The 23,548-nt window shown below is 57.3% G+C and carries 16 protein-coding genes; 7 read left to right on the top strand and 9 right to left on the bottom strand.

Annotation, left to right across the window (positions count from 1 at the left end; all coding sequences use genetic code 11):
* Positions 1-7 precede the first annotated feature (7 nt).
* Positions 8-2,455 (top strand): glycogen phosphorylase, encoded by a 2,448-nt coding sequence (gene glgP / locus IM290_RS02255; protein WP_032103634.1) that lies wholly within the window; start codon positions 8-10, stop codon positions 2,453-2,455.
* 87 nt (positions 2,456-2,542) lie between these two features.
* On the opposite strand, the gene glpD is transcribed toward glgP, so the two are convergent.
* A complete protein-coding gene (gene glpD, locus IM290_RS02250) occupies positions 2,543-4,051 on the bottom strand; it encodes a glycerol-3-phosphate dehydrogenase (protein ID WP_015571453.1) in 1,509 nt (502 codons plus the stop codon).
* Positions 4,052-4,336: 285 nt separating this feature from the next.
* On the opposite strand from glpD, the gene glpE reads away from it, so the two are divergent.
* From glpE to IM290_RS02235, 3 genes are read left to right on the top strand one after another with little or no spacing between them, the layout of a single operon-like run.
* Positions 4,337-4,669: a thiosulfate sulfurtransferase GlpE gene (gene glpE / locus IM290_RS02245; protein WP_015571452.1), complete on the top strand. Its 333-nt coding sequence runs from the start codon at positions 4,337-4,339 to the stop codon at positions 4,667-4,669.
* Positions 4,670-4,716: 47 nt separating this feature from the next.
* A complete protein-coding gene (gene glpG, locus IM290_RS02240; RefSeq protein ID WP_015571451.1) occupies positions 4,717-5,547 on the top strand; it encodes a rhomboid family intramembrane serine protease GlpG in 831 nt (276 codons plus the stop codon).
* Positions 5,548-5,563: 16 nt separating this feature from the next.
* The gene (locus tag IM290_RS02235) at positions 5,564-6,322 is read left to right on the top strand and encodes a DeoR/GlpR family transcriptional regulator (RefSeq protein WP_017384141.1); all 759 of its coding nucleotides are present in this window, start codon (positions 5,564-5,566) and stop codon (positions 6,320-6,322) included.
* A 98-nt stretch (positions 6,323-6,420) separates the two neighbouring features.
* Here IM290_RS02235 and malT read toward each other — a convergent pair whose 3' ends face one another.
* Positions 6,421-9,126 (bottom strand): HTH-type transcriptional regulator MalT, encoded by a 2,706-nt coding sequence (gene malT / locus IM290_RS02230; RefSeq protein ID WP_015571449.1) that lies wholly within the window; start codon positions 9,124-9,126, stop codon positions 6,421-6,423.
* Between the two features lie 571 nt (positions 9,127-9,697).
* Here malT and malP point away from each other — a divergent pair.
* Both malP and malQ read left to right on the top strand, forming a co-directional pair.
* Complete coding sequence (malP, locus tag IM290_RS02225; RefSeq protein ID WP_033488065.1) at positions 9,698-12,091, top strand: maltodextrin phosphorylase; 2,394 nt, start codon at positions 9,698-9,700, stop codon at positions 12,089-12,091.
* 9 nt (positions 12,092-12,100) lie between these two features.
* Positions 12,101-14,182: a 4-alpha-glucanotransferase gene (malQ, locus tag IM290_RS02220; RefSeq protein ID WP_193041594.1), complete on the top strand. Its 2,082-nt coding sequence runs from the start codon at positions 12,101-12,103 to the stop codon at positions 14,180-14,182.
* 86 nt (positions 14,183-14,268) lie between these two features.
* Here malQ and gntT read toward each other — a convergent pair whose 3' ends face one another.
* The 3 genes from gntT to gntX form a co-directional block, all read right to left on the bottom strand.
* Positions 14,269-15,585: a gluconate transporter gene (gntT, locus tag IM290_RS02215; protein WP_032620990.1), complete on the bottom strand. Its 1,317-nt coding sequence runs from the start codon at positions 15,583-15,585 to the stop codon at positions 14,269-14,271.
* 305 nt (positions 15,586-15,890) lie between these two features.
* Complete coding sequence (nfuA, locus tag IM290_RS02210; RefSeq protein WP_003861601.1) at positions 15,891-16,466, bottom strand: Fe-S biogenesis protein NfuA; 576 nt, start codon at positions 16,464-16,466, stop codon at positions 15,891-15,893.
* Between the two features lie 61 nt (positions 16,467-16,527).
* Positions 16,528-17,208: a DNA utilization protein GntX gene (gntX, locus tag IM290_RS02205; protein ID WP_193041595.1), complete on the bottom strand. Its 681-nt coding sequence runs from the start codon at positions 17,206-17,208 to the stop codon at positions 16,528-16,530.
* A gap of 36 nt (positions 17,209-17,244) precedes the next feature.
* Here gntX and bioH point away from each other — a divergent pair, with 36 nt between their 5' ends.
* Complete coding sequence (bioH, locus tag IM290_RS02200) at positions 17,245-18,027, top strand: pimeloyl-ACP methyl ester esterase BioH (protein ID WP_193041596.1); 783 nt, start codon at positions 17,245-17,247, stop codon at positions 18,025-18,027.
* Here bioH and feoC read toward each other — a convergent pair.
* The 4 genes from feoC to IM290_RS02180 form a co-directional block, all read right to left on the bottom strand.
* Positions 18,002-18,238, bottom strand: coding sequence for a [Fe-S]-dependent transcriptional repressor FeoC (gene feoC, locus IM290_RS02195; protein ID WP_193041597.1), 237 nt, complete (start codon positions 18,236-18,238; stop codon positions 18,002-18,004). The two genes, bioH and feoC, sit on opposite strands and share 26 nt — an antisense overlap.
* Positions 18,239-18,249: 11 nt before the next feature.
* Positions 18,250-20,568: a Fe(2+) transporter permease subunit FeoB gene (gene feoB / locus IM290_RS02190; RefSeq protein WP_193041598.1), complete on the bottom strand. Its 2,319-nt coding sequence runs from the start codon at positions 20,566-20,568 to the stop codon at positions 18,250-18,252.
* 30 nt (positions 20,569-20,598) lie between these two features.
* On the bottom strand, positions 20,599-20,826 hold the full coding sequence (feoA, locus tag IM290_RS02185) for a ferrous iron transporter A (protein ID WP_015571441.1): 228 nt from the start codon (positions 20,824-20,826) through the stop codon (positions 20,599-20,601).
* Between the two features lie 319 nt (positions 20,827-21,145).
* On the bottom strand, positions 21,146-23,476 hold the full coding sequence (locus IM290_RS02180; protein ID WP_193041617.1) for a Tex family protein: 2,331 nt from the start codon (positions 23,474-23,476) through the stop codon (positions 21,146-21,148).
* Positions 23,477-23,548: the final 72 nt, after the last annotated feature.

Genomic DNA, 23,548 nt, shown 5'->3' with positions numbered 1-23,548 from the left:
TACTGATATGAATGCTCCATTTAGCTACTCTTCCCCCACGCTCAGCGTTGAGGCGTTGAAACACTCCATCGCCTATAAGCTGATGTTTACCATTGGGAAAGATCCCGTTATTGCCAACAAACATGAGTGGCTGAACGCCACGCTGTTTGCGGTGCGTGACCGTATGGTCGAACGCTGGCTGCGCTCCAACCGCGCCCAGCTTTCGCAGGAGACGCGACAGGTGTATTACCTGTCGATGGAGTTTCTGATTGGTCGCACCCTCTCCAATGCGCTGTTATCGCTCGGGATTTATGACGACGTCAAAAACGCACTGGAAGAGATGGGGCTGGATTTAGAAGAGCTGATTGACGAAGAGAACGACCCGGGGCTGGGTAACGGTGGTCTCGGGCGTCTTGCCGCCTGTTTCCTCGATTCACTGGCGACGCTGGCGCTGCCGGGGCGCGGCTACGGTATTCGCTACGACTACGGTATGTTCAAGCAGAACATCGTGGATGGTCGTCAGAAAGAGTCTCCAGACTACTGGCTGGAGTACGGTAACCCGTGGGAGTTCAAGCGCCACAACACGCGCTACAAGGTGCGTTTTGGCGGGCGTATTCAGCAGGAAGGGAAAAAATCCCGCTGGGTGGAAACCGAGGAGATCCTCGCCGTGGCCTATGACCAGATCATCCCCGGCTACGACACCGATGCGACCAATACGCTGCGCCTGTGGAACGCGCAGGCCAGTAGCGAGATCAACCTGGGTAAATTCAACCAGGGTGACTACTTCGCGGCGGTGGAAGATAAAAACCACTCCGAGAATGTGTCACGCGTCCTGTATCCGGATGACTCGACCTACTCAGGCCGCGAGCTGCGCCTGCGTCAGGAGTATTTCCTCGTCTCGGCAACGATTCAGGATATCCTTAGCCGTCACTATCAGCTGCACAAAACCTATGCGAATCTGGCGGAAAAAACCGCCATTCACCTTAACGATACCCATCCGGTGCTGTCGATCCCTGAGCTGATGCGCCTGCTGATTGATGAGCATAAGTTCAGCTGGGATGACGCGTTTGAAGTAACCTGCCAGGTGTTCTCGTACACCAACCATACGCTGATGAGTGAAGCGCTGGAGACGTGGCCGGTGGATATGCTCGGCAAAATTCTGCCGCGCCATCTGCAAATCATCTTCGAGATCAACGACTACTTCCTCAAGACCTTGCAGGAGCAGTACCCGAACGATACCGGTCTGCTGAGCCGCGCCTCGATCATTGATGAATCCAACGGGCGTCGCGTACGCATGGCCTGGCTGGCGGTGGTGATCAGCCACAAGGTGAACGGCGTGTCAGAGCTGCACTCGAACCTGATGGTGCAGTCGCTGTTTGCGGACTTCGCGAAGATCTTCCCGACGCGTTTCTGCAACGTGACCAACGGCGTCACCCCGCGCCGCTGGCTGGCGCTGGCGAACCAGCCGCTCTCCGACGTTCTGGATGAGAACATTGGCCGCACCTGGCGCACCGATTTGAGCCAGCTGAGCGAGCTGGAGCAGCACATTGATTTCCCGACGGTGAATAAAGCGGTACGGGAAGCCAAGCTGCTGAACAAGAAGCGTCTGGCGGTCTGGCTGGCGATGCATCTGAACGTGGTGGCGAACCCGAAAGCGCTGTTTGACGTGCAGATCAAACGTATCCACGAGTACAAGCGTCAGCTGATGAATGTCCTGCACGTTATTACCCACTACAACCGCATTAAGGCTGACCCGACGGCGGAGTGGGTGCCGCGCGTGAAAATCTTTGCCGGTAAGGCGGCGTCCGCGTACTACATGGCGAAGCACATCATTCATCTCATCAACGATGTGGCGAAGGTGGTGAATCACGATCCGGACATTGGCGATAAGCTGAAGGTCGTGTTTATCCCGAACTACAGCGTAAGCCTGGCGCAGCTGATTATTCCGGCGGCGGATCTCTCTGAGCAGATTTCCACGGCGGGGACGGAAGCATCCGGCACCAGTAACATGAAGTTTGCCCTGAACGGCGCGCTGACTATCGGCACGCTGGACGGCGCAAATGTCGAAATGCTGGAGCATGTGGGCGCGGAGAATATCTTTATTTTCGGGAATACGGCGGAAGAGGTGGAGGCGCTGCGCAAGCAGGGCTACTCGCCACGTGAGTATTATGAAGAGGATGAAGAGTTACGCCAGGTGCTGACGCAAATCGCCACCGGCGTGTTTAACCCTGAGGAGCCCGGACGCTATCGCGATCTGGTGGACTCGCTGATTAACTTTGGCGATCACTATCAGGTGCTGGCGGATTACCGCAGCTACGTGGATTGTCAGGATAAGGTGGACGAACTGTACCGTCAGCAGGAGAAGTGGACCAGCGCCGCGATGCATAACATCGCCAACATGGGATACTTCTCGTCGGACAGGACCATCAAAGAGTATGCCGAGAATATCTGGCATATTGATCCGGTGCGGTTGTAAAAACAAAGCCCGGTGGCGCTGCGCTTACCGGGCCTACGGGATCGAGTAGGCCGGGTAAGGCGGAGCCGCCACCCGGCTTTTTTTCAATTACGACGCCAACGACAGTTCACGCTTTCCCGCATGCTGCTGCAACCATTGCGCCACGCGAGACTGCTGCTCGGCATTCAGCCACATCCCTTCTTTAGTACGACGCCAGATAGCATCGTCCAGACGGCGCACCCACTCGTGTTCCACCAGGTAGCGCAGTTCCGCTTCGTACAGCTCATGGCCAAAATGCTCGCCCAGATCGGCAATCTCTTTCGCCTCGCCGAGGAACAGTTCGGTGTTGCTGCCGTAGGTGCGGGCATAGTGGCGCGCCATTCCTTCGGTAATGAACGGGAAGCGGCGACGCAGCTTCGCGGCGTAATCGTCGCGGTTATCGCCGATATCGCCGCCAGGCAGCACGGCGCCTTTCGTCCACGCCGGGCCGATGCCTTTGTAATACGGCGCCAGTTTCTCCAGCGCGTGCTCCGCCAGTTTACGGTAGGTGGTGAGCTTACCGCCAAATACCGACAGCAGGGGCGCCTGACCGTCCACGTCATGAATATCAAGCGTATAGTCACGGGTGATGGCCTGCGGTGAGTCAGACTCGTCATCACACAGCGGACGCACGCCGGAGTAGGTCCAGACCACGTCATCGCGCGCCAGCTGTTTCTTAAAGTGCGCGTTGTACACTTTCAACAGGTAGCTGACTTCACTCTCGTCGATCTCAACGTTTTTCGGATCGCCTTTGTACTCTACGTCGGTGGTGCCGATGATGGAGAACTCGTCCATCCACGGGATCACAAACACAATGCGCTTGTCTTCATTTTGCAGGATATAAGCCTGTTTCTGGGTATGCACGCGCGGCACCACAATGTGGCTGCCCTTGATCAGGCGGATGCCGTACGGAGAAGGCAGGTGCATACCGTCATCGAAGAACTGTTTTACCCACGGGCCGGTGGCGTTCACCAGGCCGCGCGCTTTCCAGCTAAACTTCTCACCGGTATCCACGTCTTCCGCTTCCACAATCCACAGGCCGTTTTCGCGGCGTGCGGCGGTCGCGCGGGTACGGGTTTTCACCTCGCCGCCTTTCTTCTCGACCATCTGCGCGTTAGCCAGTACCAGACGCGCATCGTCCACCCAGCAGTCGGAATATTCGAAACCGCGCACGATTTCAGGCTTAAGGACCGACTCTGAGCCAAAACGCAAACCGGTCGAACCCGGCAGGCTGGTGCGTTTACCCAGATGATCGTACATAAACAGACCAATGCGGATCATCCACGCTGGACGCAGGTGCGGGCGATGAGGCAGGCGGAAGCGCATCGGGATCGCCAGATGCGGAGCCATTTTCAGCAGTACTTCGCGTTCGGCCAGCGCTTCGCTGACCAGGCGGAATTCGTAGTGTTCCAGGTAGCGCAGGCCACCGTGGATCAGCTTGGAGCTGGCGGACGACGTCGCGCAGGCGAGATCGTTAGCTTCCAGCATCAGCACGGATAAACCGCGTCCTGCGGCATCAACCGCAATACCGGCACCGTTGATGCCACCGCCTATCACAATCAGATCTTTGGTTTCCATAACACCCTCATGCACTTTCGTTAAAGCTCAAAAATGTTCGATATCGCTCATAATAGCAAAGGAACGCGCCTTTGGTAACATCAAAAAAACAATTTAGAGTGATATGGATAACATAATGGCGTTTACCCGCCGCCAGGACGTACACTACGCGGTAAAATAGTGCGGTCTGATGCCCTCACCCCAGCCCTCTCCCACGGGGAGAGGGTGATCCGTTTCCCTCTCCCTCCGGGAGAGGGTAGGGTGAGGGGAAAACCGCACCACACCTGAATATAAGATGAGAACACCATGGATCAGTTTGAATGTATTAACGTAGAAGAAGCCCATCAGAAGATGCACCAGGGACAAGCGGTGCTGGTGGATATCCGCGATCCGCAGAGCTTTGCGATGGGCCACACGCCGGGCGCGTTCCATCTCACCAACGACACGCTGGGCGCGTTTATGCGCGATAACGACTTCGATACCCCGGTGATGGTGATGTGCTATCACGGCAACAGTAGTAAAGGCGCGGCGCAGTATCTGCTCCAGCAGGGTTACGACGCGGTGTACAGCGTCGATGGCGGCTTCGATGCCTGGCATCGTCATTTCCCGGCAGAAGTTGAATACGCGTTTGAGCGCTGATCCCGCTATACTGTCCCCTTTTGTGTGGAAATAAGCGACCGCTGCCCATGTTGATGATCACCTCTTTTAGCAACCCGCGCGTCGCCCAGGCGTTTGTCGACTATATGGCGACGCAGGGCATTATCCTGACTATTCAGCAGCATACACAGACGGATGTCTGGCTGGCAGACGAAAGCCAGGCCGGCCGCGTGAATGACGAGCTGGCGCGTTTTCTGGAAAACCCGGGCGACCCGCGTTATCTGGCGGCAAGCTGGCAATCCGGCCAGACCGGCAGTGGCCTGCACTATCAACGTTTTCCGTTTCTCGCCACCCTCCGCGAGCGCGCAGGACCGTTTACGCTGCTTTTGATGGCAGCCTGCATCATCGTCTTCATTATTATGAGCGTGGTGGGCGATCAGAGCGTGATGATTGCCCTCGCATGGCCGTACGATCCCTCCCTGCAATTTGACGTCTGGCGCTACTTCACGCATGCGCTGATGCACTTCTCGGTGATGCATATCCTCTTTAACCTGCTGTGGTGGTGGTATCTCGGCGGGGCGGTGGAGAAGCGGCTCGGCAGCGGCAAGCTGATTGTGATCACCCTTATCAGCGCCCTGTTAAGCGGCTACGTGCAGCACAAATTCAGCGGTCCATGGTTTGGCGGGTTATCCGGCGTGGTGTACGCCCTGATGGGTTACGCCTGGCTCAGAGGCGAGCGCGACCCGGATAGCGGCATCTATTTACAACGTGGATTAATAACCTTTGCGTTAATATGGCTTATTGCCGGATGGTTTGATCTGTTTGGTATGTCTATCGCCAATGGTGCGCACGTTACCGGCCTGGCGGTTGGGCTGGCGATGGCGCTGGCCGATACGCTCCATGCGCGAAAACGAACATAATTCCCAGGGATATTTCATGAAACAAACACAACGTCATGACGCCATTATCGAACTGGTAAAAAAACAGGGATACGTCAGTACTGAAGAGCTGGTGGAGCAGTTTGCCGTCAGCCCGCAAACCATCCGTCGTGACCTCAACGACCTGGCCGATCAGAACCGTATTCTGCGTCACCACGGCGGCGCCGCGCTGCCGTCCAGCTCGGTGAACACCTCATGGCATGACCGTAAGGCGACGCAAACGGCAGAGAAAGAGCGTATCGCCCGTAAAGTGGCGAGCCAGATCCCGAACGGCGCGACGCTGTTTATTGATATCGGCACCACGCCGGAAGCGGTCGCCCATGCGCTGCTGAACCACGAGAACCTGCGCGTGGTGACCAACAACCTGAACGTGGCCAACACGTTGATGCAGAAAGACGATTTCCGCATCATCCTCGCGGGCGGCGAACTGCGCAGCCGCGACGGGGGCATTATCGGCGAAGCGACGCTCGATTTTATCTCTCAGTTCCGCCTCGACTTCGGCATTCTGGGGATCAGCGGCATCGACAGCGACGGCTCGCTGCTGGAGTTTGATTACCACGAGGTGCGCACCAAGCGCGCGATCATTGAAAACTCACGTCACGTGATGCTGGTGGTGGACCACTCCAAATTTGGCCGTAACGCGATGGTCAACATGGGCAGCATCAGCATGGTGGATGCGGTTTACACCGACGTAATGCCGCCGGCGGGCGTGATGCAGGTAATTAAGGATAACAATTTGCAGCTGGAATTGTGCTAGCAGTTGTGTCGGATGGCGCTGCGCTTACCCGACCTACAAAATTTTCTCCCTCTCCCTGTGGGAGAGGGCCGGGGTGAGGGCATCAGACCGCAGAGGAATTACACTCCATATCCCATCATCTTCAACAGCTGCTGTGCATGCTGCACCGCATCCTGTCGATGCGCTACGCCCAGCTTCTGATACAGATTGCGAATGTGCGTTTTGATGGTGGTCGCCGCCACCGCCAGCTCACCGGCAATCTGCTCGTTGCTGTAGCCGGAATAGATCAGCCCCAGCACCTGCCATTCACGCTGGGTGAGCGGGCTGGTGCGGATAAGCTCCGGCACTTCCGGATGATTCAGCAGACGTTCAACAAAGTTCTCATCGAAGTGCGCAAACTTGTGGCGGTGGTGCTGGTTAATCTCGCGCAGAATGCGCTGGGCGCGATGCTGATCGAGTTCTGGCAGTGTGTTGAGCTGAATCAGCTGGCGCAGCTGCTGGGCCATCACTTCACCCTCAATCACAAAATGGCTGATAAACCCGGTGCGGTTCGCCAGCTGCAACGCTTCCAGCAGTACGCGCTGGGCATCGTTTTTACGTCCCGCCTGCCAGTAAAGCTGGTTTAACAGCAGCAGGTTGCGGTTTAAATCGCTCATCAGGCGCAGGCTGCGGGCGTTTTCGTTTAACTCTTCCAGCACAATCTCGGCAGGCTCAAAGTCACCCAGCAGGATCTGCACGCGGGCGATGTTGCGCCACTGGCTTTGCAGGAAGTGGTTATTGGCAAATTCCGGTTTAGGCGTATGACGCAGCCAGTTGGCGGCGGACTTTTTATCGCCGGTCATCTGCCAGTAAATCACCCGCACCTTATCGGCGTTGGATACCCAGTCGCTATGGTACTGCCCGTTGCCGAGCAGGTTTTCCAGGCGGTTAAGATGGTTGCGGGCATTATCCAGGTCGCCGCGCGCCAGCGAGCACTGCACCAGCAGAGCCAGACACTGGAGCTGCTGCTGCGGCTGGAAGCTCGAAAGGACATTCAGACCCTGGCGGGCGCAGCTTTCTGCTTCATCCAGACGCGACCATGCCCACAGCAGCTGAGCGCGAATACGCAACAGGAACTCGTGCATCGGCAGCTGTTCCAGATGCTGTTCACGGATCAGCTGGAACGCTTTCTCCTGGTTTTCCCAGGCGGCTTGCAGGAACCCCTGAGCAAATAAAATCTCGCTTTGCTGGATCAGGCTCCAGAGGGCGTAATGCCAGACATCGTGGCGGCGCGCCATCTGTTCGGTTTGCTGCATGAGTGAAAGCGAACGCGTGAGATCGCCCTTACAGTGCAGCACTTCGCCGTGTACCGAGGTGGCCACAATACGGCTGTAAAAATTCGCCAGCGGCAGCTCATCCAGCGCGACCATCGCCAGCCGTTCTGCTTCCTCAGGGTCACCGTCGTTAATCGCCACCTGCGCACGCAGGGCGTTAAATTCGCCATGCAGGGTGGTATCCATCTCGCTTTCCATCTCCTGCTCGGCGCGCGCCAGCAGGGTGTTCACTTCGCTGTAGCGATGCTGGCTCTGCATCAGCCAGGCCTGGAGCAGCACCAGACGCGGATTCTCCAGCAGGCTTTCCCACGGCAGCGCTTTTAACGACTCTTCCAGCAGCGTCAGTTCGCTGTGGTTGAACAGTCCCCACGCGTGGTTGAGCAGAATATCGCGCAGCATACCGGCATCCCCGGCGGCCAGCGCATGGTGGATAGCCTCGCTCGGAAAACCTTGCGCCATCCAGCTTTCGGCGGCGGCGCGGTGAATGTCAGGCAGCTCTGCGGCCAGTTCCCACTGGCAACGCTGGCGCAGGAAGCTGCCAAACAGCGGATGGTAGCTAAACCATTCGCCGGGATCGTCCATGCGCGTCAGGAACAGACCCTGACGTTCAATCTCTTCGAGCTGAAGCTGCCCGTTTTCAATGCCGGTGACGCGCACAATCAGCGCATCGTTCATGGAACGCAGCAGGGAGCTTTTCAGCAGGAAATGGCGGGTGGAGAGGTCAACGCTGTCGAGTACCTCATCCACCAGATAATCCGACAGGTGGCTGGCGTTGATGCCCGCCAGGCGGCGTGCGGACTGATGCGTCGGGCTGTTGTTTTGCCGCGCGGAGAGGGCAATCAGCTGAAGCGCCGTGGCCCAGCCGGCAACGTCATCGCACAGGCGGCTGCTTTCCGACGCCTCAATCGGAGACGTCAGGCGGCAGTCAAAGAACTGCTTCGCTTCCTGATGGGTAAAGGCCAGCTGCTGACTGCCGATTTCCAGCAGCTGATCGCGCACGCGCAGGTTGGCAATGCCCAACTGCGGAAGGTTACGCGACAGGACAACCAGCGTCAGGTTTTCCGGCTGATGGCGCAGGAAGAAACGCATGGACTCGTGAATAACCGGGTTGGTGATCAGATGATAATCATCAATCACCACATACAGCGGGCGATGCCATTCGGCCAGCTCGATAAACAACTGGGAGAAAAGAGAGGACAGGCTGGCGTACTGGCGCTTTTGCACCATCACCTCGCTGGTGACGCAGTGTCCGTTGGTTGCCTGCTGAATCGCGGCAATTAAATAGCTGGCAAAACGCTCCTGCTGGTTATCCCCTTCATCCAGGGAGTACCAGCCAAGATCGCTTTTACCTGCCGCCCATTGCGAAATGAGCGTTGTTTTTCCATAACCCGCAGGACTCGTAACCAGCGCCAGTCGGAAATTATGCGCACCGGAAAGTTTAGCCAGCAGGCGCTCGCGGACCACAGTATGGTCAAGACGAACCGGGCGACTTAATTTGGACGGAATCAACATAGTTTTCACTTCACTGTGGGGAACGAGAGAATTTATTTTTTTTGCGCTTCGTAATTAATATCTATAAGTTCGGCCAATAGAGGAACTATTGCAAGTTATGTCTGGGTTTGGAGGCTCTGAATTTGCACTCTGTCACAAAACATTCTCATCACTGATGGAACTTTCCGTAAATGGCTGGATGCCGCGCTGCTTCTGGCTTGTGTGCATAAGTCGCGGTTGCGCTGAAACTGGTTTCAGAAAGAGATAATGACGCTGAAGTTAATTAACTTCGGGGAAAGTTGCATCGGCTTAATAGGGGTGCTGAATAATCGCGACGCGCGGAAATATTATTCTACGTAAGTAATCATTTCAGCGATGATTAATTCCTCCGAAACTGCATTTCATTTCTTTGACGCTCTTCCGGGATCGCTTTTTCAGCGAAGCGCACACTCACACAGTGGCCTCGATCACACTTTTATGCTCATCCCCGCTACTCCTCCCTGTCTAATCCCCGACAGGAGGAGGAAGAGGCGCAATGAGCCAGGCACACTAGCGCTAAATGTTTTTACTCTCTACAGGATGCCGATTCCCTATGTCACAGCCTACTTTCAACAAAGCTCAATTTCAGGCTGCCCTGACGCGTCAGTGGCAGCGTTTTGGCCTTCATGCTGCAAACGAAATGACGCCTCACCAGTGGTGGCAGGCGGTGAGCGGGGCGCTCGCAGAGCAGCTGGACGCTCAGCCTGTGACGAAGCCCGTGAAAGGCCAGCGTCACGTCAACTACATTTCAATGGAGTTCCTGATTGGCCGTCTGACGGGTAACAATCTGCTGAACCTTGGCTGGTATCAGGAGGTCGGTGACGTGCTGAAAGAACACGACATCAACCTGACCGATCTGCTGGAAGAAGAGATTGATCCGGCGCTGGGTAACGGCGGTCTGGGACGTCTGGCAGCCTGTTTCCTGGATTCCATGGCAACCGTGGGCCAGTCGGCGATTGGCTATGGCCTGAACTATCAGTACGGCCTGTTCCGTCAGTCATTTGCCGACGGCCATCAGATGGAAGCGCCGGATGACTGGCACCGCAATACCTATCCGTGGTTCCGCCACAACGCGCAGCTGGATGTGCAGGTCGGGATTGGCGGGAAAGTCACGAAGCAGGGACTCTGGGAACCGGCGTTCACCATTACCGGTGAAGCCTGGGACCTGCCGGTACTCGGCTACCGTAACGGCGTGGCGCAGCCGCTGCGCCTGTGGCAGGCGAAGCACGCGCATCCGTTTAACCTGACCAAATTCAACGACGGTGATTTCCTGCGCGCCGAGCAGCAGGGGATCGACGCCGAGAAGCTGACCAAAGTCCTCTACCCGAACGATAATCATCTGGCGGGTAAAAAGCTGCGTCTGATGCAGCAGTACTTCCAGTGCGCCTGCTCCGTGGCGGATATTCTGCGTCGCCACCACCTGGCGGGCCGCAAGCTGGCTCAGCTGCCGGACTTCGAAGTTATTCAGCTTAACGACACGCATCCGACCATTGCCATCCCGGAGCTGCTGCGCGTGCTGATCGACGAGCATCAGCTGAGCTGGGACGACGCCTGGGCCATCACCAGCCGCACCTTCGCCTACACCAACCACACCCTGATGCCGGAAGCGCTCGAGTGCTGGGATGAGAAGCTGGTGAAAACGCTGCTGCCGCGCCATATGCAGATCATCAACAAGATTAACGACCAGTTCAAAACGCTGGTGGAGAAAACCTGGCCGGGCGATAAGGCCGTCTGGGCGAAGCTGGCCGTTGTGCACGACAAGCAGGTGCGCATGGCGAACATGTGCGTGGTCAGCGGCTTTGCGGTGAACGGCGTTGCCGCGCTGCACTCGGATCTGGTGGTGAAAGATCTCTTCCCGGAATACCACCAGCTGTGGCCGACCAAATTCCATAACGTGACCAACGGCATCACGCCGCGTCGCTGGATTAAGCAGTGCAACCCGCTGCTGGCCGGCCTGCTGGACAAGTCCCTGAAGAAAGAGTGGGCCAACGACCTGGACCAGCTCATCAACCTGGAAAAACAGGCCGACAACGCGAAGTTCCGCGAGCAGTACCGCGCCATTAAGCTGGAGAACAAGGTTCGTCTGGCCGAGTTTGTGAAAATGCGCACCGGAATTGAGATCAACCCGAATGCGATTTTCGATATCCAGATCAAACGACTGCACGAGTACAAACGTCAGCACCTGAACCTGCTGCACATTCTGGCGCTGTACAAAGAGATCCGCGAGAACCCGCAGGCCGACCGCGTCCCGCGCGTGTTCCTGTTCGGTGCGAAAGCGGCGCCGGGCTACTACCTGGCGAAAAACATTATCCTTGCCATTAATAAAGTGGCGGCGGCGATCAACAGCGATCCGAAAGTGGGCGACAAGCTGAAGGTGGTGTTCCTGCCGGACTACTGCGTTTCTGCGGCTGAAATGCTGATCCCGGCGGCGGATATTTCCGAGCAGATCTCTACCGCCGGTAAAGAAGCGTCCGGTACCGGCAACATGAAGCTGGCCCTGAACGGCGCGCTGACCGTCGGCACGCTGGACGGTGCGAACGTCGAAATCGCCGAGAAGGTCGGCGAAGAGAACATCTTTATCTTCGGCCATACTGTTGAAGAAGTGAAAGCCATCAAAGCCAAAGGGTACGACCCGGTGAAATGGCGTAAAAAAGATAAAGTGCTGGATGCGGTGCTCAAAGAGCTGGAAAGCGGGAAGTACAGCGACGGCGACAAGCACGCGTTTGACCAGATGCTGCACAGCATGGACAAACAGGGCGGCGACCCGTACCTGGTGATGGCTGACTTCTCGGCTTACGTTGAAGCGCAGAAGCAGGTCGACGTGCTGTATCGCGACCAGGATGCCTGGACCCGCGCGTGTATCCTGAACACCGCGCGCTGCGGTATGTTCAGCTCTGACCGCTCAATCCGTGATTATCAGGCTCGTATCTGGCAGGCAAAACGCTAAGGAAGCGCGATGGAGAGTAAACGTCTGGACAGTGCCGCGCAGGCGGCGGGAATTAGCCTCAGTTACATCAATGCGCACGGCAAACCGCAGTCTATTGGTGCGGACACCAAAAGACGTTTGCTGGATGCCATGCACAAAACCGACGCGAAAGCGTCGGGTGCGCCGGTGCCGAACGTCAAGGTCTTTACCGCGGGCAAAAAGATGCCGCTGGCGGTGGAAGGGCGCGGCGAGTTCAGCTGGCTGCTCACTACCGAAGAGGGGCATCAGCACAAAGGCCATGCCACCGGCGGCAAAACCCTCAACCTTCCGGCGAAGCTGCCGGAGGGCTACCACACGCTTACGCTTACCCGGGACGACCAGCGTTTTCACTGTCGGGTGATTGTGGCGCCAAAGCGCTGCTATGAGCCGCAGGCGCTGCGTGAAGGCAAAAAGCTGTGGGGCGCCTGCGTGCAGCTCTATACCCTGCGTTCGGACAGCAACTGGGGCATTGGCGATTTTGGCGACCTGAAAAAGATGCTGGCATCTGTTGGTGAGCGCGGCGGCGCGTTCATCGGCCTCAACCCGATCCACGCCCTCTATCCGGCGAATCCGGAAAGCGCCAGCCCGTACAGCCCGTCTTCCCGTCGCTGGCTGAACGTGATTTACATCGACGTTAACGCGTTAGACGATTTCAAAAACAGCAAAGAGGCGCAGGCGTGGTGGAAGCTTGAGACCACGCAACAGCTGCTGAAACAGGCCCGCGATGCGGACTGGGTTGATTACGCCTCCGTTACCGCGCTGAAAATGGCGGCTCTGCGTCTGGCCTGGAAGGGCTTTGCGAAGCGTGACGACGAGCAGATGGCAGCCTTCCGCCAGTTTGTGATGCAGGAAGGTGAGAGCCTTTACTGGCAGGCAGCGTTTGATGCGCTGCATGCGTATCAGGTTCAGGAGGACGAGATGCGCTGGGGCTGGCCGGTGTGGCCGGAAGCCTATCAGTCCGTTGATACCCCGGAAGTGAAGGCATTCTGTGAGACGCATGCCGACGAGGTGGATTTCTATCTCTGGTTGCAGTGGCTGGCGTACAGCCAGTTTGCCGCCTGCTGGCAGGTGAGCCAGGGCTATAACATGCTGATCGGGTTGTATCGCGATCTGGCTGTCGGCGTGGCGGAAGGCGGGGCGGAAACCTGGTGTGACCGTGAACTTTACTGCCTGAAAGCTTCTGTGGGGGCGCCGCCGGATATTCTGGGCCCGCTCGGTCAGAACTGGGGCTTACCGCCGATGGATCCGCACGTGATGGCGGCGCGTGCCTACGAGCCGTTTATCGACCTGCTGCGCGCTAACATGCAGAACTGCGGTGCGTTGCGTATCGACCACGTGATGTCCGTGCTGCGCCTGTGGTGGATCCCGTACGGTGAAACGGCTGACCACGGGGCGTACGTGCAGTATCCGGTGGACGACCTGCTCTCAATCCTCGCGCTGGAGAGTAAACGTCATCAGTGCATGGTGATTGGCGAAGATCTCGGTACCGTGCCGGTGGAAATTGTCAGCAAGCTCCGCGACAGCGGGGTTTACTCCTACAAAGTGCTCTATTTTGAAAACGACCATGAGAAAACCTTCCGCGCGCCGAAAGCGTACCCTGAACAGTCAATGGCAGTCGCGACGACGCATGATCTTCCTACGCTCAGAGGCTACTGGGAAAGCGGCGACCTGACGCTCGGCAAAACGCTGGGTCTCTACCCGGATGAAGAGGTTCTGCGTGGGCTGTATCAGGATCGCGAGCTGGCGAAGCAGGGGTTGCTGGATGCGCTGCATAAGCATGGCTGTCTGCCGAAGCGCGCCGGGCATAAGGCGTCGCTGATGTCGATGACGCCAACGCTTAACCGTGGCTTACAGCGCTATATTGCCGACAGCAACAGCGCGTTGCTCGGTCTGCAACCGGAAGACTGGATTGATATGGCGGAGCCGGTAAACATCCCCGGCACCAGCTATCAGTACAAAAACTGGCGTCGCAAGCTGTCCACAACGCTTGAAGCGATGTTTGCCGATGACGGGGTGAACAGGTTGATTAAGGATTTGGATAAACGGCGAAAAGCGGTGGGTAAGAAGCGGTAGTTTCACCCTCACCCTAACCCTCTCCCAGAGGGAGAGGGAATAGAATGTAGGCCGGGTAAGCGTCAGCGCCACCCGGCTTTTTTACATCAAACCACCATATTCAACAGCAGCACCCCGACCAGACCGCACACCGAAATAATGGTTTCCAGCGCGGACCAGGACTTGATGGTTTCACCGATGGTCAGGTTGAAGTACTCCTTGAACAGCCAGAAGCCCGGATCGTTCACGTGGGAGAAAATCACGCTACCGGAACCAACCGCGATAACCATCAGCTCAGGGCTGATGCCCGTGGTCGCAATCAGCGGCGCAACGATACCGCCCGCGGTAATCGCCGCAACGGTCGCAGAGCCCAGCGCGATACGCAACACCGCGGCAATAGACCATGCCATCAGAAGAGGCGATACGTTGGTTTCATGCATCATGGCCGCGATGTATTTGTCCACGCCGCTGTCGACCAGCACCTGCTTGAACGCGCCGCCACCGCCGATGATCAGCAGCATCATGGCAATGATTTTGATGGAAGAGGTCAGCGTGTCGTTGATCTGATCCATGGAACGACCACGGTTAAGACCGAAGGTGAACATGGCGATCAGAACCGCAATCAGCGTTGCCATCACCGGGTCGCCCAGGAACTCCGCAACGGACAGGAACGCGTGACCTTTCGGCAGAACCATCTCTGCTATGGCACGCATCGCCATCAGGATCACCGGTACCAGTGAGGTCCAGACGCTGACGCCAAAGCCTGGCATCTCTTCTTCAGTAAAGGTTTTGGCGCTGTACAGCCCTTCCGGGATAGGCTTATCAATGCCTTTCAGGAAGCGCGCATACACCGGGCCTGCCAGAATCACCGTCGGGATCGCCAGAATCGTACCGAACAGCAGGGTTTTACCCATATCGGCATGGAAGATGGTGGCGATAGCCGTTGGGCCCGGGTGCGGCGGCAGGAAACCGTGGGTGACGGACAGCGCCGCAGCCATCGGCACACCCACGAACAGCAGCGGGATGTTGGCGGCAGCGGCGATGGTGAACACCAGCGGCAGCATCAGCACGAAGCCCACTTCATAGAACAGCGCGAAACCGACGGTAAAACCGGTTAACACCACCGCCCATTGAATGTTCTTCTTACCAAATTTGTCGATCAGCGTGGTGGCAATACGCTGTGCGCCACCGCAGTCCGCGAGCATTTTACCGAGCATGGCGCCGAAGCCCATGATCAGCGCCAGGCTGCCGAGCGTACCGCCGACACCGGCTTTAATGGAGCTGATAACTTTAACCAGCGGCATTCCCTGCATCAGACCGACTGCAAGTGCCACCAGAACCAGAGCGATAAATCCGTTCATTTTGAAGCGGATCATCAAGAGCAGTAATAACACAACACCGATAGCGACGATGACTAATGGCATGATTGACCTGGCCTTTGAATTGTTATGGGTAACGTCATTGTTTCAACGACAAATTCCGGTTGTCCCAACTGGGAACAGAGTGTTAACGGCACTCATACTGATGCCTGCGAAAACGTTAAGTTTAGTCGGCTGTTATAAGGGTGTTGAGTGCCCACGAGAATGATACGGGTAACATGCGGTGATTGAGAATCACCCAGGGAGGCAAAATTTGAATTATGAGACGCAGGTCAACATACAGAGGGGGAAGCAAGAAAAAGTAGGCCCGGTAAGCGCAGCGCCACCGGGCAATACAGACGGGGACTGAATCAGTAGTAAGAGTGCTCGCCGCGCTGGTGCTCGGTCAGATCGCGCACGCCTTTCAGTTCCGGGAATTCGTTCAGCAGCTGCTTCTCGATCCCTTCTTTCAGAGTAACATCAACCATGGAGCAGCCGTTACAGCCGCCGCCGAATTGCAGGATCGCCAGACCATCTTCGGTGATTTCCATCAGGGAAACACGTCCCCCGTGGCCGGCCAGCTGCGGGTTGATCTGCGATTGCAGCAGATATTCCACACGCTCCATCAGCGGGGCATCGTCAGAGACTTTACGCATCTTCGCGTTTGGCGCCTTCAGCGTCAGCTGAGAACCCAGCTGATCGGTGACGAAATCAATCTCCGCATCTTCAAGATACGGCGCGCTCAGCTCATCAACGTACGCGGTGAGCTGTTCAAATTTAAGGGCAGTGTCAGTTGCTTCCACAGCATCCGGAGGACAATAAGAGACACCACATTCTGCATTCGGAGTGCCTGGATTGATCACAAACACGCGGATCTGTGTCCCTTCTTCCTGATTTGCCAGCAGTTTGGCAAAGTGCGCTTGTGCAGAATCGGAAATACGGATCATAGCTTTGGCCTAATAGTTGACTAAATTACTTGGGTATAATCATACGCCCATTGAAGAAGGGCTACAAGGTACGGCACAGACACCATACCTGAACTGACGCGGCGCCGCTTTGCAAAAGCAGTCGGGAAAGTTCAGCCACGGTACTGCCCGTGGTGACGACATCATCCACAATCGCGATATGGAGGCCGTTGACCGGCAATTCAAGGCGAAAGGCGTTTTTCAGGTTCCTTTTGCGCGACCGGGCGTTGAGCCGGTGCTGAACGGCAGTGGCATGAGTACGTTTCAGCGCAGAGGCTGGGTACTGGCAACCCAGCCAGTGGGCGAGCGGACGGCACAGCAGGTCGCTCTGATTGTATCCCCGCCGCCAGTGCCGACGCTGAAACAGTGGCACGTTCACAAGCGTGTCGACCGGCGGCAGCCCGCGCGTTCTTCGCGCCTGTAATACCGCCAGTAACAACAGGCGTGCCAGGGGCTGCGCCAGTGCAGTCTGGCTGGAAAACTTAAACTGATGAACCAGACGACTCAGCGGCAAAACGTAATCATCCACCGCCACCAGCGCGCTCCACGGCGGCGCTTTTTTCAGGCATCGGCCGCAGGGGAGCGTCTGGCTTACGGCAGGCAAGCCGCATTGCGGACAGCCCTTCAGGTAACCCAGCGCTCGCGTGCAAACGGAACAGACGCCCCACGCGCTCATTGCAAGTGGCATTCGGCATAGCCAGCACAAGCCGGGCACTGTTAGCATACGCAACCTCCATATGAAAAAAGAGAACGTTAACTGATGAAGACGCTGTGGTGGCAGACCGTTGGGACGGGAAATTGTCATCTTGTGCTGCTGCACGGATGGGGACTGAACGCGGAAGTGTGGCGTTGCATAAGTGAGGAACTGGCCTCGCAATTCACGGTACACCTGGTGGATCTACCGGGCTATGGCCGCAGCCACGGCTACGGCGCGATGACGCTCGACGACATGGCGGAGCAGGTTCTGGAGGCGGCGCCGCAAAAAGCCGTCTGGCTCGGCTGGAGCCTGGGCGGGCTGGTGGCAAGCCAGATTGCGCTGCACCATCCTGCACGGGTCCAGGCGCTGATCACCGTTGCCTCATCACCCTGTTTCAGCGCCCGCGAGGCGTGGCCGGGCATCAAACCTGAGGTGCTGGCCGGGTTCCAGCATCAGCTGAGCGAAGACTTCCAGCGGACGGTGGAGCGTTTCCTGGCATTACAGACGATGGGAACAGAAACCGCCCGTCAGGATGCGCGGACGCTGAAGCAGACGGTGCTTTCTCTGCCGATGCCGGAGGTTGAGGTGCTGAACGGAGGGCTGGAAATCCTGAAAACGGCCGATCTGCGCGAGCCGCTGGCGTCGTTAACGGTGCCGCATCTGCGTATTTATGGCTATCTGGATGGACTGGTTCCGCGCAAGGTGGTTCCGCTGCTGGATGCGCTGTGGCCGGAGAGTAAATCAATGGTGGTTGCCAAAGCGGCACATGCGCCGTTCATCTCTCATCCTGCTGAGTTTTGTTCGGCGCTGTCCGCTTTTATCAGCGAAGCGTCCACCACTCCCTGAGACAGGCTTTACCTTCAGGACAACTCTTACAACTGCCGGACAGACAACCGTCCAGCTCTTCCTGGATGCGCACGGCTTTCCCCATGGCCTCCAGCCTTTCCAGCATGGCATCGATCATCGGCTGCGGCGTATGCAGGCTGAGGCTGAGCTGCTTCGCCTCCATTCGTCCCTGTAACGCCAGTAAGTCACGAACCTGAATCAACGATGCCATGTTTTTTTCCCTCAGTGACAGTCGCCCGCAGGGCTACTACAGCAGGTTGTCGGGGTTTTACGCGTCGCCAGCAGGTTAACGTCAACGCGGCTACGCGCCCGGCGCAGCAGGCCAATCACCATCACGTTAAACAGGATCACCGCGAGGATACAGACCAGGCTGTAGCGCGGATGCTGGCTATAATTGACGGCCTGATAAAACACGGTCGCCAGCGAGTAGGCAATGTTCAGCCCCCACAGAATGGAGAAGCCCATCCAGCCACGGCTGGACTCACGGGCAATGGCGCCCATGACCGAGATGCACGGAATATAGAGCAGGACGAAGATCAGGTAGCTGTAGGCCGCCGACGCGCTGCCAAATTTCTGGCCCATCACGCCCATTGCTCCGGTCGCCATTTCGCCGTCGCCTTTGCTGGCTTCAATCGGGTTCGCCAGTACGCTCAGGCTGAAGGTGTCTTTCAGGCTCTGCCAGGTTTCTTCCACCGCGCCAAGCAGTTCATCGCCGAGGTTGAACGCTGCCGGATTAAACTCCTCTTCCTGGATGTTTTCCGCGGTGTAAAGCGTGTTCAGGGTGCCGACAACCACCTCTTTTGCCATCGCGCCGGTGAACAGGCCCACGGTTGCCTGCCAGTTGTCTTTCTGAACGCCAATCGGTTTGAAGACCGGCGTAATGATCCGGCTGACGGAGGCCAGGGCAGAGTCATTAATGTTGTCCGCGGCCTGGCCGCTCAGAGTGAAGCTGTTCAGGGCGCTCAGGAAAATGCTGACCACCACAATCACCTTACCGGCGCGCAGAACGAAGCCCTTCAGGCGCTGCCATGTCTGAATAATCAGGCTTTTCAGATGCGGAACGTGATAAACCGGCAGTTCCATCACGAACGGCGACGCTTCGCCACGCATGATGGTGTGCTTCAGCATCAGGCCGGTGAGAATAGCCATCACGATACCCAGCACATACAGGGAGAAGACGGCCAGCGCTCCTTCCTGACCAAAGAACGCCGCGGCAAAGACCGCGAAGATCGCCAGCCGCGCGCCGCAGGACATGAACGGCGCCATCATGATGGTCATCAGGCGTTCGCGCGGGGCATCCAGCGTACGCGCGCCCATGACTGACGGCACGTTACAGCCAAAGCCGACAATCAGCGGCACGAAGGATTTGCCCGGCAGCCCCAGCGCCTGCATCAGGCGGTCCATCACGAAGGCGGCGCGCGCCATGTAACCGGAATCCTCAAGGAAGGAGAGGAACAGGTACATCATGCCGATCTGCGGCACCAGCGGCAGGACGGTATTGATCCCGCCGCCGATCCCCTGCGCAAGGAAGATGGTCAACCATTCCGGGAAGTGGAGGGTGTAGCCCAGCCACTGAATACCGTGCACGAAGATAGCGACAGAGCCGCCATCAAAGATAGGTTGTAATGCACCGCCGATGTTAATGGCGAGCAGGAACATCACATACATCACCAGTAAAAAGATCGGTAAACCGAGGAAGCGGTTGAGCACAATTTTATCCACGGCGGCGGTGAAGCGGCTGGGTTCAGCGGTTAATGCATTGCTGACCACGTCACAGATAGCGGCGATGGCCTGATAGCGCGCATCCGCAATGTGCAGGGCCGGGTCATCCAGCTCGTCGCTAAGGCGAGCCTGTGCGACATCCAGCTTATCCGCCGCATCGCCTGCGTAGGCGCGGCTGTAGATATCGCCTTCCAGCATTTGCAGGCCAAGCCACAGACGTTGTCTGGCGGGCATGCTGTTATCCATCTCCTGCGCCAGCTGCCCGGCTTCGCGCAGCAGCGGCTGGGCGTAGTGCACCAGTTCGACGTCGGCATTGCCCGTGTGGCGGTCAATCGCCAGCTTCAGGGCGTCAATGCCGCGAGCGCGGGTGGAAACCAGCGGAACCACCGGGCAGCCCAGACGGGCGGAGAGGGCATCGACGTCGATGCGCAGCTTTTGCTTCTCCGCGATGTCGAGCATGTTAAGCGCCACGATGCAGGGAATACCCAGCTCCAGCAGCTGTAACGTGAGATACAGATTTCGTTCGAGGTTAGAGGCATCCACCACGTTGATGAGCAGATCCGCGTCGCCGCTCAGAATATAGTGGCAGGCAATTTGCTCATCGAGAGAGGTCTGGGATGAAATCGTGGTGAGTGAATAGGTCCCCGGTAAATCAACCAGCGTGACCTGATTATCTGTTGTGGTGAACTGGCCTTCTTTGCGTTCAACCGTCACGCCTGCCCAATTTCCCACACGCTGGCGTGCGCCAGTTAACTGATTAAATAAGGTTGTCTTGCCGGAATTAGGATTGCCAATTAAGCCAATAGTTAATTTTTTCATTGTAGTAGACTCACTGAAACCGCTGGCTTGTTAACGGGATAAAGATTCAATTTCAATTAATGCGAGATCTTTTTTACGCAGAACCAGATTAACGCGTCGGGTTTCGATATGAACTGGATCGCCCAACGGCGCAACGCGCACAACCTGGAATGATGAGCCGGGTAGCATGCCCAGTGACAGGAGCTTCTGCCGATAGGCCGGGCTTATCTCACGGGTAAAACCGATAATTTTCCACGCACTGTCTGGAGTGAATTGCATAGCGCCTGATTCCACGATAGGTTAAATAATCTACACTGCGATGATAATGAGAATAGTTTTTATCAGCAATAATAAAAATGTGACGGGATGTTGTTAATCGTATTAATTTGCGGTCTGCTTGACCTTGCTCAATATTTTCGAAATTGAGGTGAAAATAAAAAGAGGGCTATTTGTTAATGAGGTGATAATTCGTGGTTTAAATATGGATACAACATATTTATTTTAATTCCCTGCGGCCTGCTTGCCGGGCGGCACTGCGTTTGCCCGGCCTACAAAACCGTAGGCCCGGTAAGCGTCGCGCCACCGGGCATTTACAGCATTAGCGTTTCTTACCCATCGCCGCTGCCAGCGCATCCATCATCGCGCTGTTGCCCGCCGGCTGTGCGTCACGTCCGCGTGGCTTCGCGGCTTTCGCTGCCGGACGCTGCTGTTCACGGCCACCGCCATTACCGCCACGGCGCGCGTTAGTGTCGCCCGGCTGCTCGTCCAGACGCATGGTCAGGGCAATACGCTTGCGCTGGAGATCCACTTCGAGCACTTTCACCTTCACGATGTCGCCCGCTTTGACCACGGTGTGCGGATCTTCAACGAACTTGTCGGCGAGGGAAGAGATATGCACCAGACCATCCTGATGCACGCCGATATCCACAAACGCGCCAAAGTTGGTGACGTTGGTTACCGCCCCCTCCAGCACCATGCCCGGCAGCAGGTCGTTCATGGTTTCTACGCCCTCAGCAAAGGTCGCGGTTTTAAACTCAGGGCGCGGATCGCGGCCCGGTTTTTCCAGCTCTTTGATGATGTCGGTGACCGTCGGCACGCCGAACTGTTCGTCGGTGAAATCCACCGCTTTCAGGTTACGCAGCGCGCTGCTGTCGCCCATCAGGTCTTTCAGCGCCTGCCGGGTGGCGGCCAGGATACGCTCGACAACCGGATAGGCTTCCGGGTGAACGGTAGAGGCATCCAGCGGGTTATCGCCGTGGTTGATGCGCAGGAAGCCCGCGCACTGCTCAAATGCTTTTGGCCCCAGACGGCTCACCTTCAGCAGCTGCTGGCGGTTCTGGAACTGACCGTTTTCATCACGCCAGGCGACGATATTCTGCGCCATCATACGGGTCAGGCCCGCCACGCGGGTCAGCAGGGGCACGGAAGCGGTGTTCAGGTCCACGCCAACGGCGTTAACACAGTCTTCCACTACCGCATCCAGCTTACGCGCCAGCTGCGTCTGGCTCACGTCGTGCTGATACTGGCCCACGCCGATGGATTTCGGGTCAATCTTCACCAGCTCCGCCAGCGGATCCTGCAAACGACGGGCGATAGAGACCGCGCCGCGCAGGGAAACGTCCAGATCCGGGAACTCCTGCGCTGCCAGTTCCGAGGCGGAATAGACAGATGCCCCCGCTTCACTGACGATCACTTTCTGCGCCGTCACTTTCGGGAACTGCTTCTGCACGTCGAGATAGAAACGTTCAGTTTCTCGGGACGCCGTACCGTTACCGATGGCAACCAGCTCAACGTTGTACTTCTCGCACAGCGCGGCGACGACGACAGCCGCTTTCGCTTCCTGACCGGTGTGCGGGTAAATGGTGTCGGTGGCAACCAGCTTGCCGGTGCCGTCAACCACGGCCACCTTCACGCCGGTACGCAGACCCGGATCGAGACCCATGGTGGCGCGCAGGCCAGCTGGCGCCGCCATCAGCAGGTCGTGCAGGTTACGGGCGAAGACGTTGATCGCTTCGTCTTCGGCGCGCTCGCGCACGGTGCCCATCAGCTCGGTTTCGAGGTGCATCAGCACCTTGATGCGCCAGGTCCAGCTCACCACGCCTTTGCGCCAGCTGTCCGCCGGGGCGTTGTTCAGGCGCAGGCCCAGATGGTCGATAATGATCTGCTCGCAGTGGCTCTCTTTTGGCGGCTCGTCAAACTGTGGATCGGCATTCAGGGAGAGTTGCAGCACGCCTTCGTTACGGCCGCGGAACATCGCCAGCGCGCGGTGAGACGGCGCGGTAGAAATGGGTTCGTGGTGATCGAAGTAGTCGCGGAATTTCGCGCCTTCTTCCTCTTTGCCGGACACCACGGTGGAGACGATATGCGCGTTCTTCCACAGGTAATCACGCACTTTGGCCAGCAGCGCCGCGTCTTCGGCGAAGCGCTCCATCAGAATATAGCGCGCGCCGTCCAGCGCGGCTTTGGTGTCCGCTACGCCTTTATCGGCGTCGATAAATTTGGCGGCTTCGGTTTCCGGATCGTGAGACGGCTCGTTCCACAGCAGATCGGCCAGTGGCTCAAGGCCGGCTTCGATCGCAATCTGCCCGCGCGTGCGGCGCTTCGGTTTGTACGGCAGATAGAGGTCTTCGAGCTCGGTTTTACTCAGGGTACCGTTAATGGCTTTTTCCAGGTCACTGGTCAGCTTGCCCTGCTCGCCGATAGATTTGAGGATCGCCTGACGTCGGTCTTCCAGCTCGCGAAGATAGCCCAGACGGGTCTCCAGGTTTCGCAGCTGCGTGTCATCCAGACCGCCGGTGACTTCCTTACGATAACGTGCAATAAACGGCACGGTGTTCCCTTCATCAAGCAGGCGAACGGCAGCTTCTACCTGTTCGGCTCTGGCCTGAAGTTCACCCGCAATAATGCGGCAGAGCGACTCTTTCATCATGGTCAGTTCATCTTGTGGATCGAAAATCAGGGGGATAGTTATACGGGCTGACACCAAAAAATGCCAGCCGGG

It is taken from the genome of Enterobacter cloacae complex sp. S1 (assembly GCF_014930525.1).
Classification (GTDB): domain Bacteria; phylum Pseudomonadota; class Gammaproteobacteria; order Enterobacterales; family Enterobacteriaceae; genus Enterobacter; species Enterobacter hormaechei_C.
Note: the sequence above shows the minus strand (reverse complement) of the source record. Positions and strands in the feature narration are given on the sequence as shown.

Excerpts from the sequence above, each read along its gene's own strand:
- glgP (WP_032103634.1), top strand. The coding sequence starts at position 8 with ATGAATGCTCCATTTAGCTACTCTTCCCCCACGCTCAGCGTTGAGGCG.
- glpD (WP_015571453.1), bottom strand. The coding sequence starts at position 4,051 with ATGGAAACCAAAGATCTGATTGTGATAGGCGGTGGCATCAACGGTGCC.
- glpE (WP_015571452.1), top strand. The coding sequence starts at position 4,337 with ATGGATCAGTTTGAATGTATTAACGTAGAAGAAGCCCATCAGAAGATG.
- glpG (WP_015571451.1), top strand. The coding sequence starts at position 4,717 with ATGTTGATGATCACCTCTTTTAGCAACCCGCGCGTCGCCCAGGCGTTT.
- IM290_RS02235 (WP_017384141.1), top strand. The coding sequence starts at position 5,564 with ATGAAACAAACACAACGTCATGACGCCATTATCGAACTGGTAAAAAAA.
- malT (WP_015571449.1), bottom strand. The coding sequence starts at position 9,126 with ATGTTGATTCCGTCCAAATTAAGTCGCCCGGTTCGTCTTGACCATACT.
- malP (WP_033488065.1), top strand. The coding sequence starts at position 9,698 with ATGTCACAGCCTACTTTCAACAAAGCTCAATTTCAGGCTGCCCTGACG.
- malQ (WP_193041594.1), top strand. The coding sequence starts at position 12,101 with ATGGAGAGTAAACGTCTGGACAGTGCCGCGCAGGCGGCGGGAATTAGC.
- gntT (WP_032620990.1), bottom strand. The coding sequence starts at position 15,585 with ATGCCATTAGTCATCGTCGCTATCGGTGTTGTGTTATTACTGCTCTTG.
- nfuA (WP_003861601.1), bottom strand. The coding sequence starts at position 16,466 with ATGATCCGTATTTCCGATTCTGCACAAGCGCACTTTGCCAAACTGCTG.
- gntX (WP_193041595.1), bottom strand. The coding sequence starts at position 17,208 with ATGCTAACAGTGCCCGGCTTGTGCTGGCTATGCCGAATGCCACTTGCA.
- bioH (WP_193041596.1), top strand. The coding sequence starts at position 17,245 with ATGAAGACGCTGTGGTGGCAGACCGTTGGGACGGGAAATTGTCATCTT.
- feoC (WP_193041597.1), bottom strand. The coding sequence starts at position 18,238 with ATGGCATCGTTGATTCAGGTTCGTGACTTACTGGCGTTACAGGGACGA.
- feoB (WP_193041598.1), bottom strand. The coding sequence starts at position 20,568 with ATGAAAAAATTAACTATTGGCTTAATTGGCAATCCTAATTCCGGCAAG.
- feoA (WP_015571441.1), bottom strand. The coding sequence starts at position 20,826 with ATGCAATTCACTCCAGACAGTGCGTGGAAAATTATCGGTTTTACCCGT.
- IM290_RS02180 (WP_193041617.1), bottom strand. The coding sequence starts at position 23,476 with ATGATGAAAGAGTCGCTCTGCCGCATTATTGCGGGTGAACTTCAGGCC.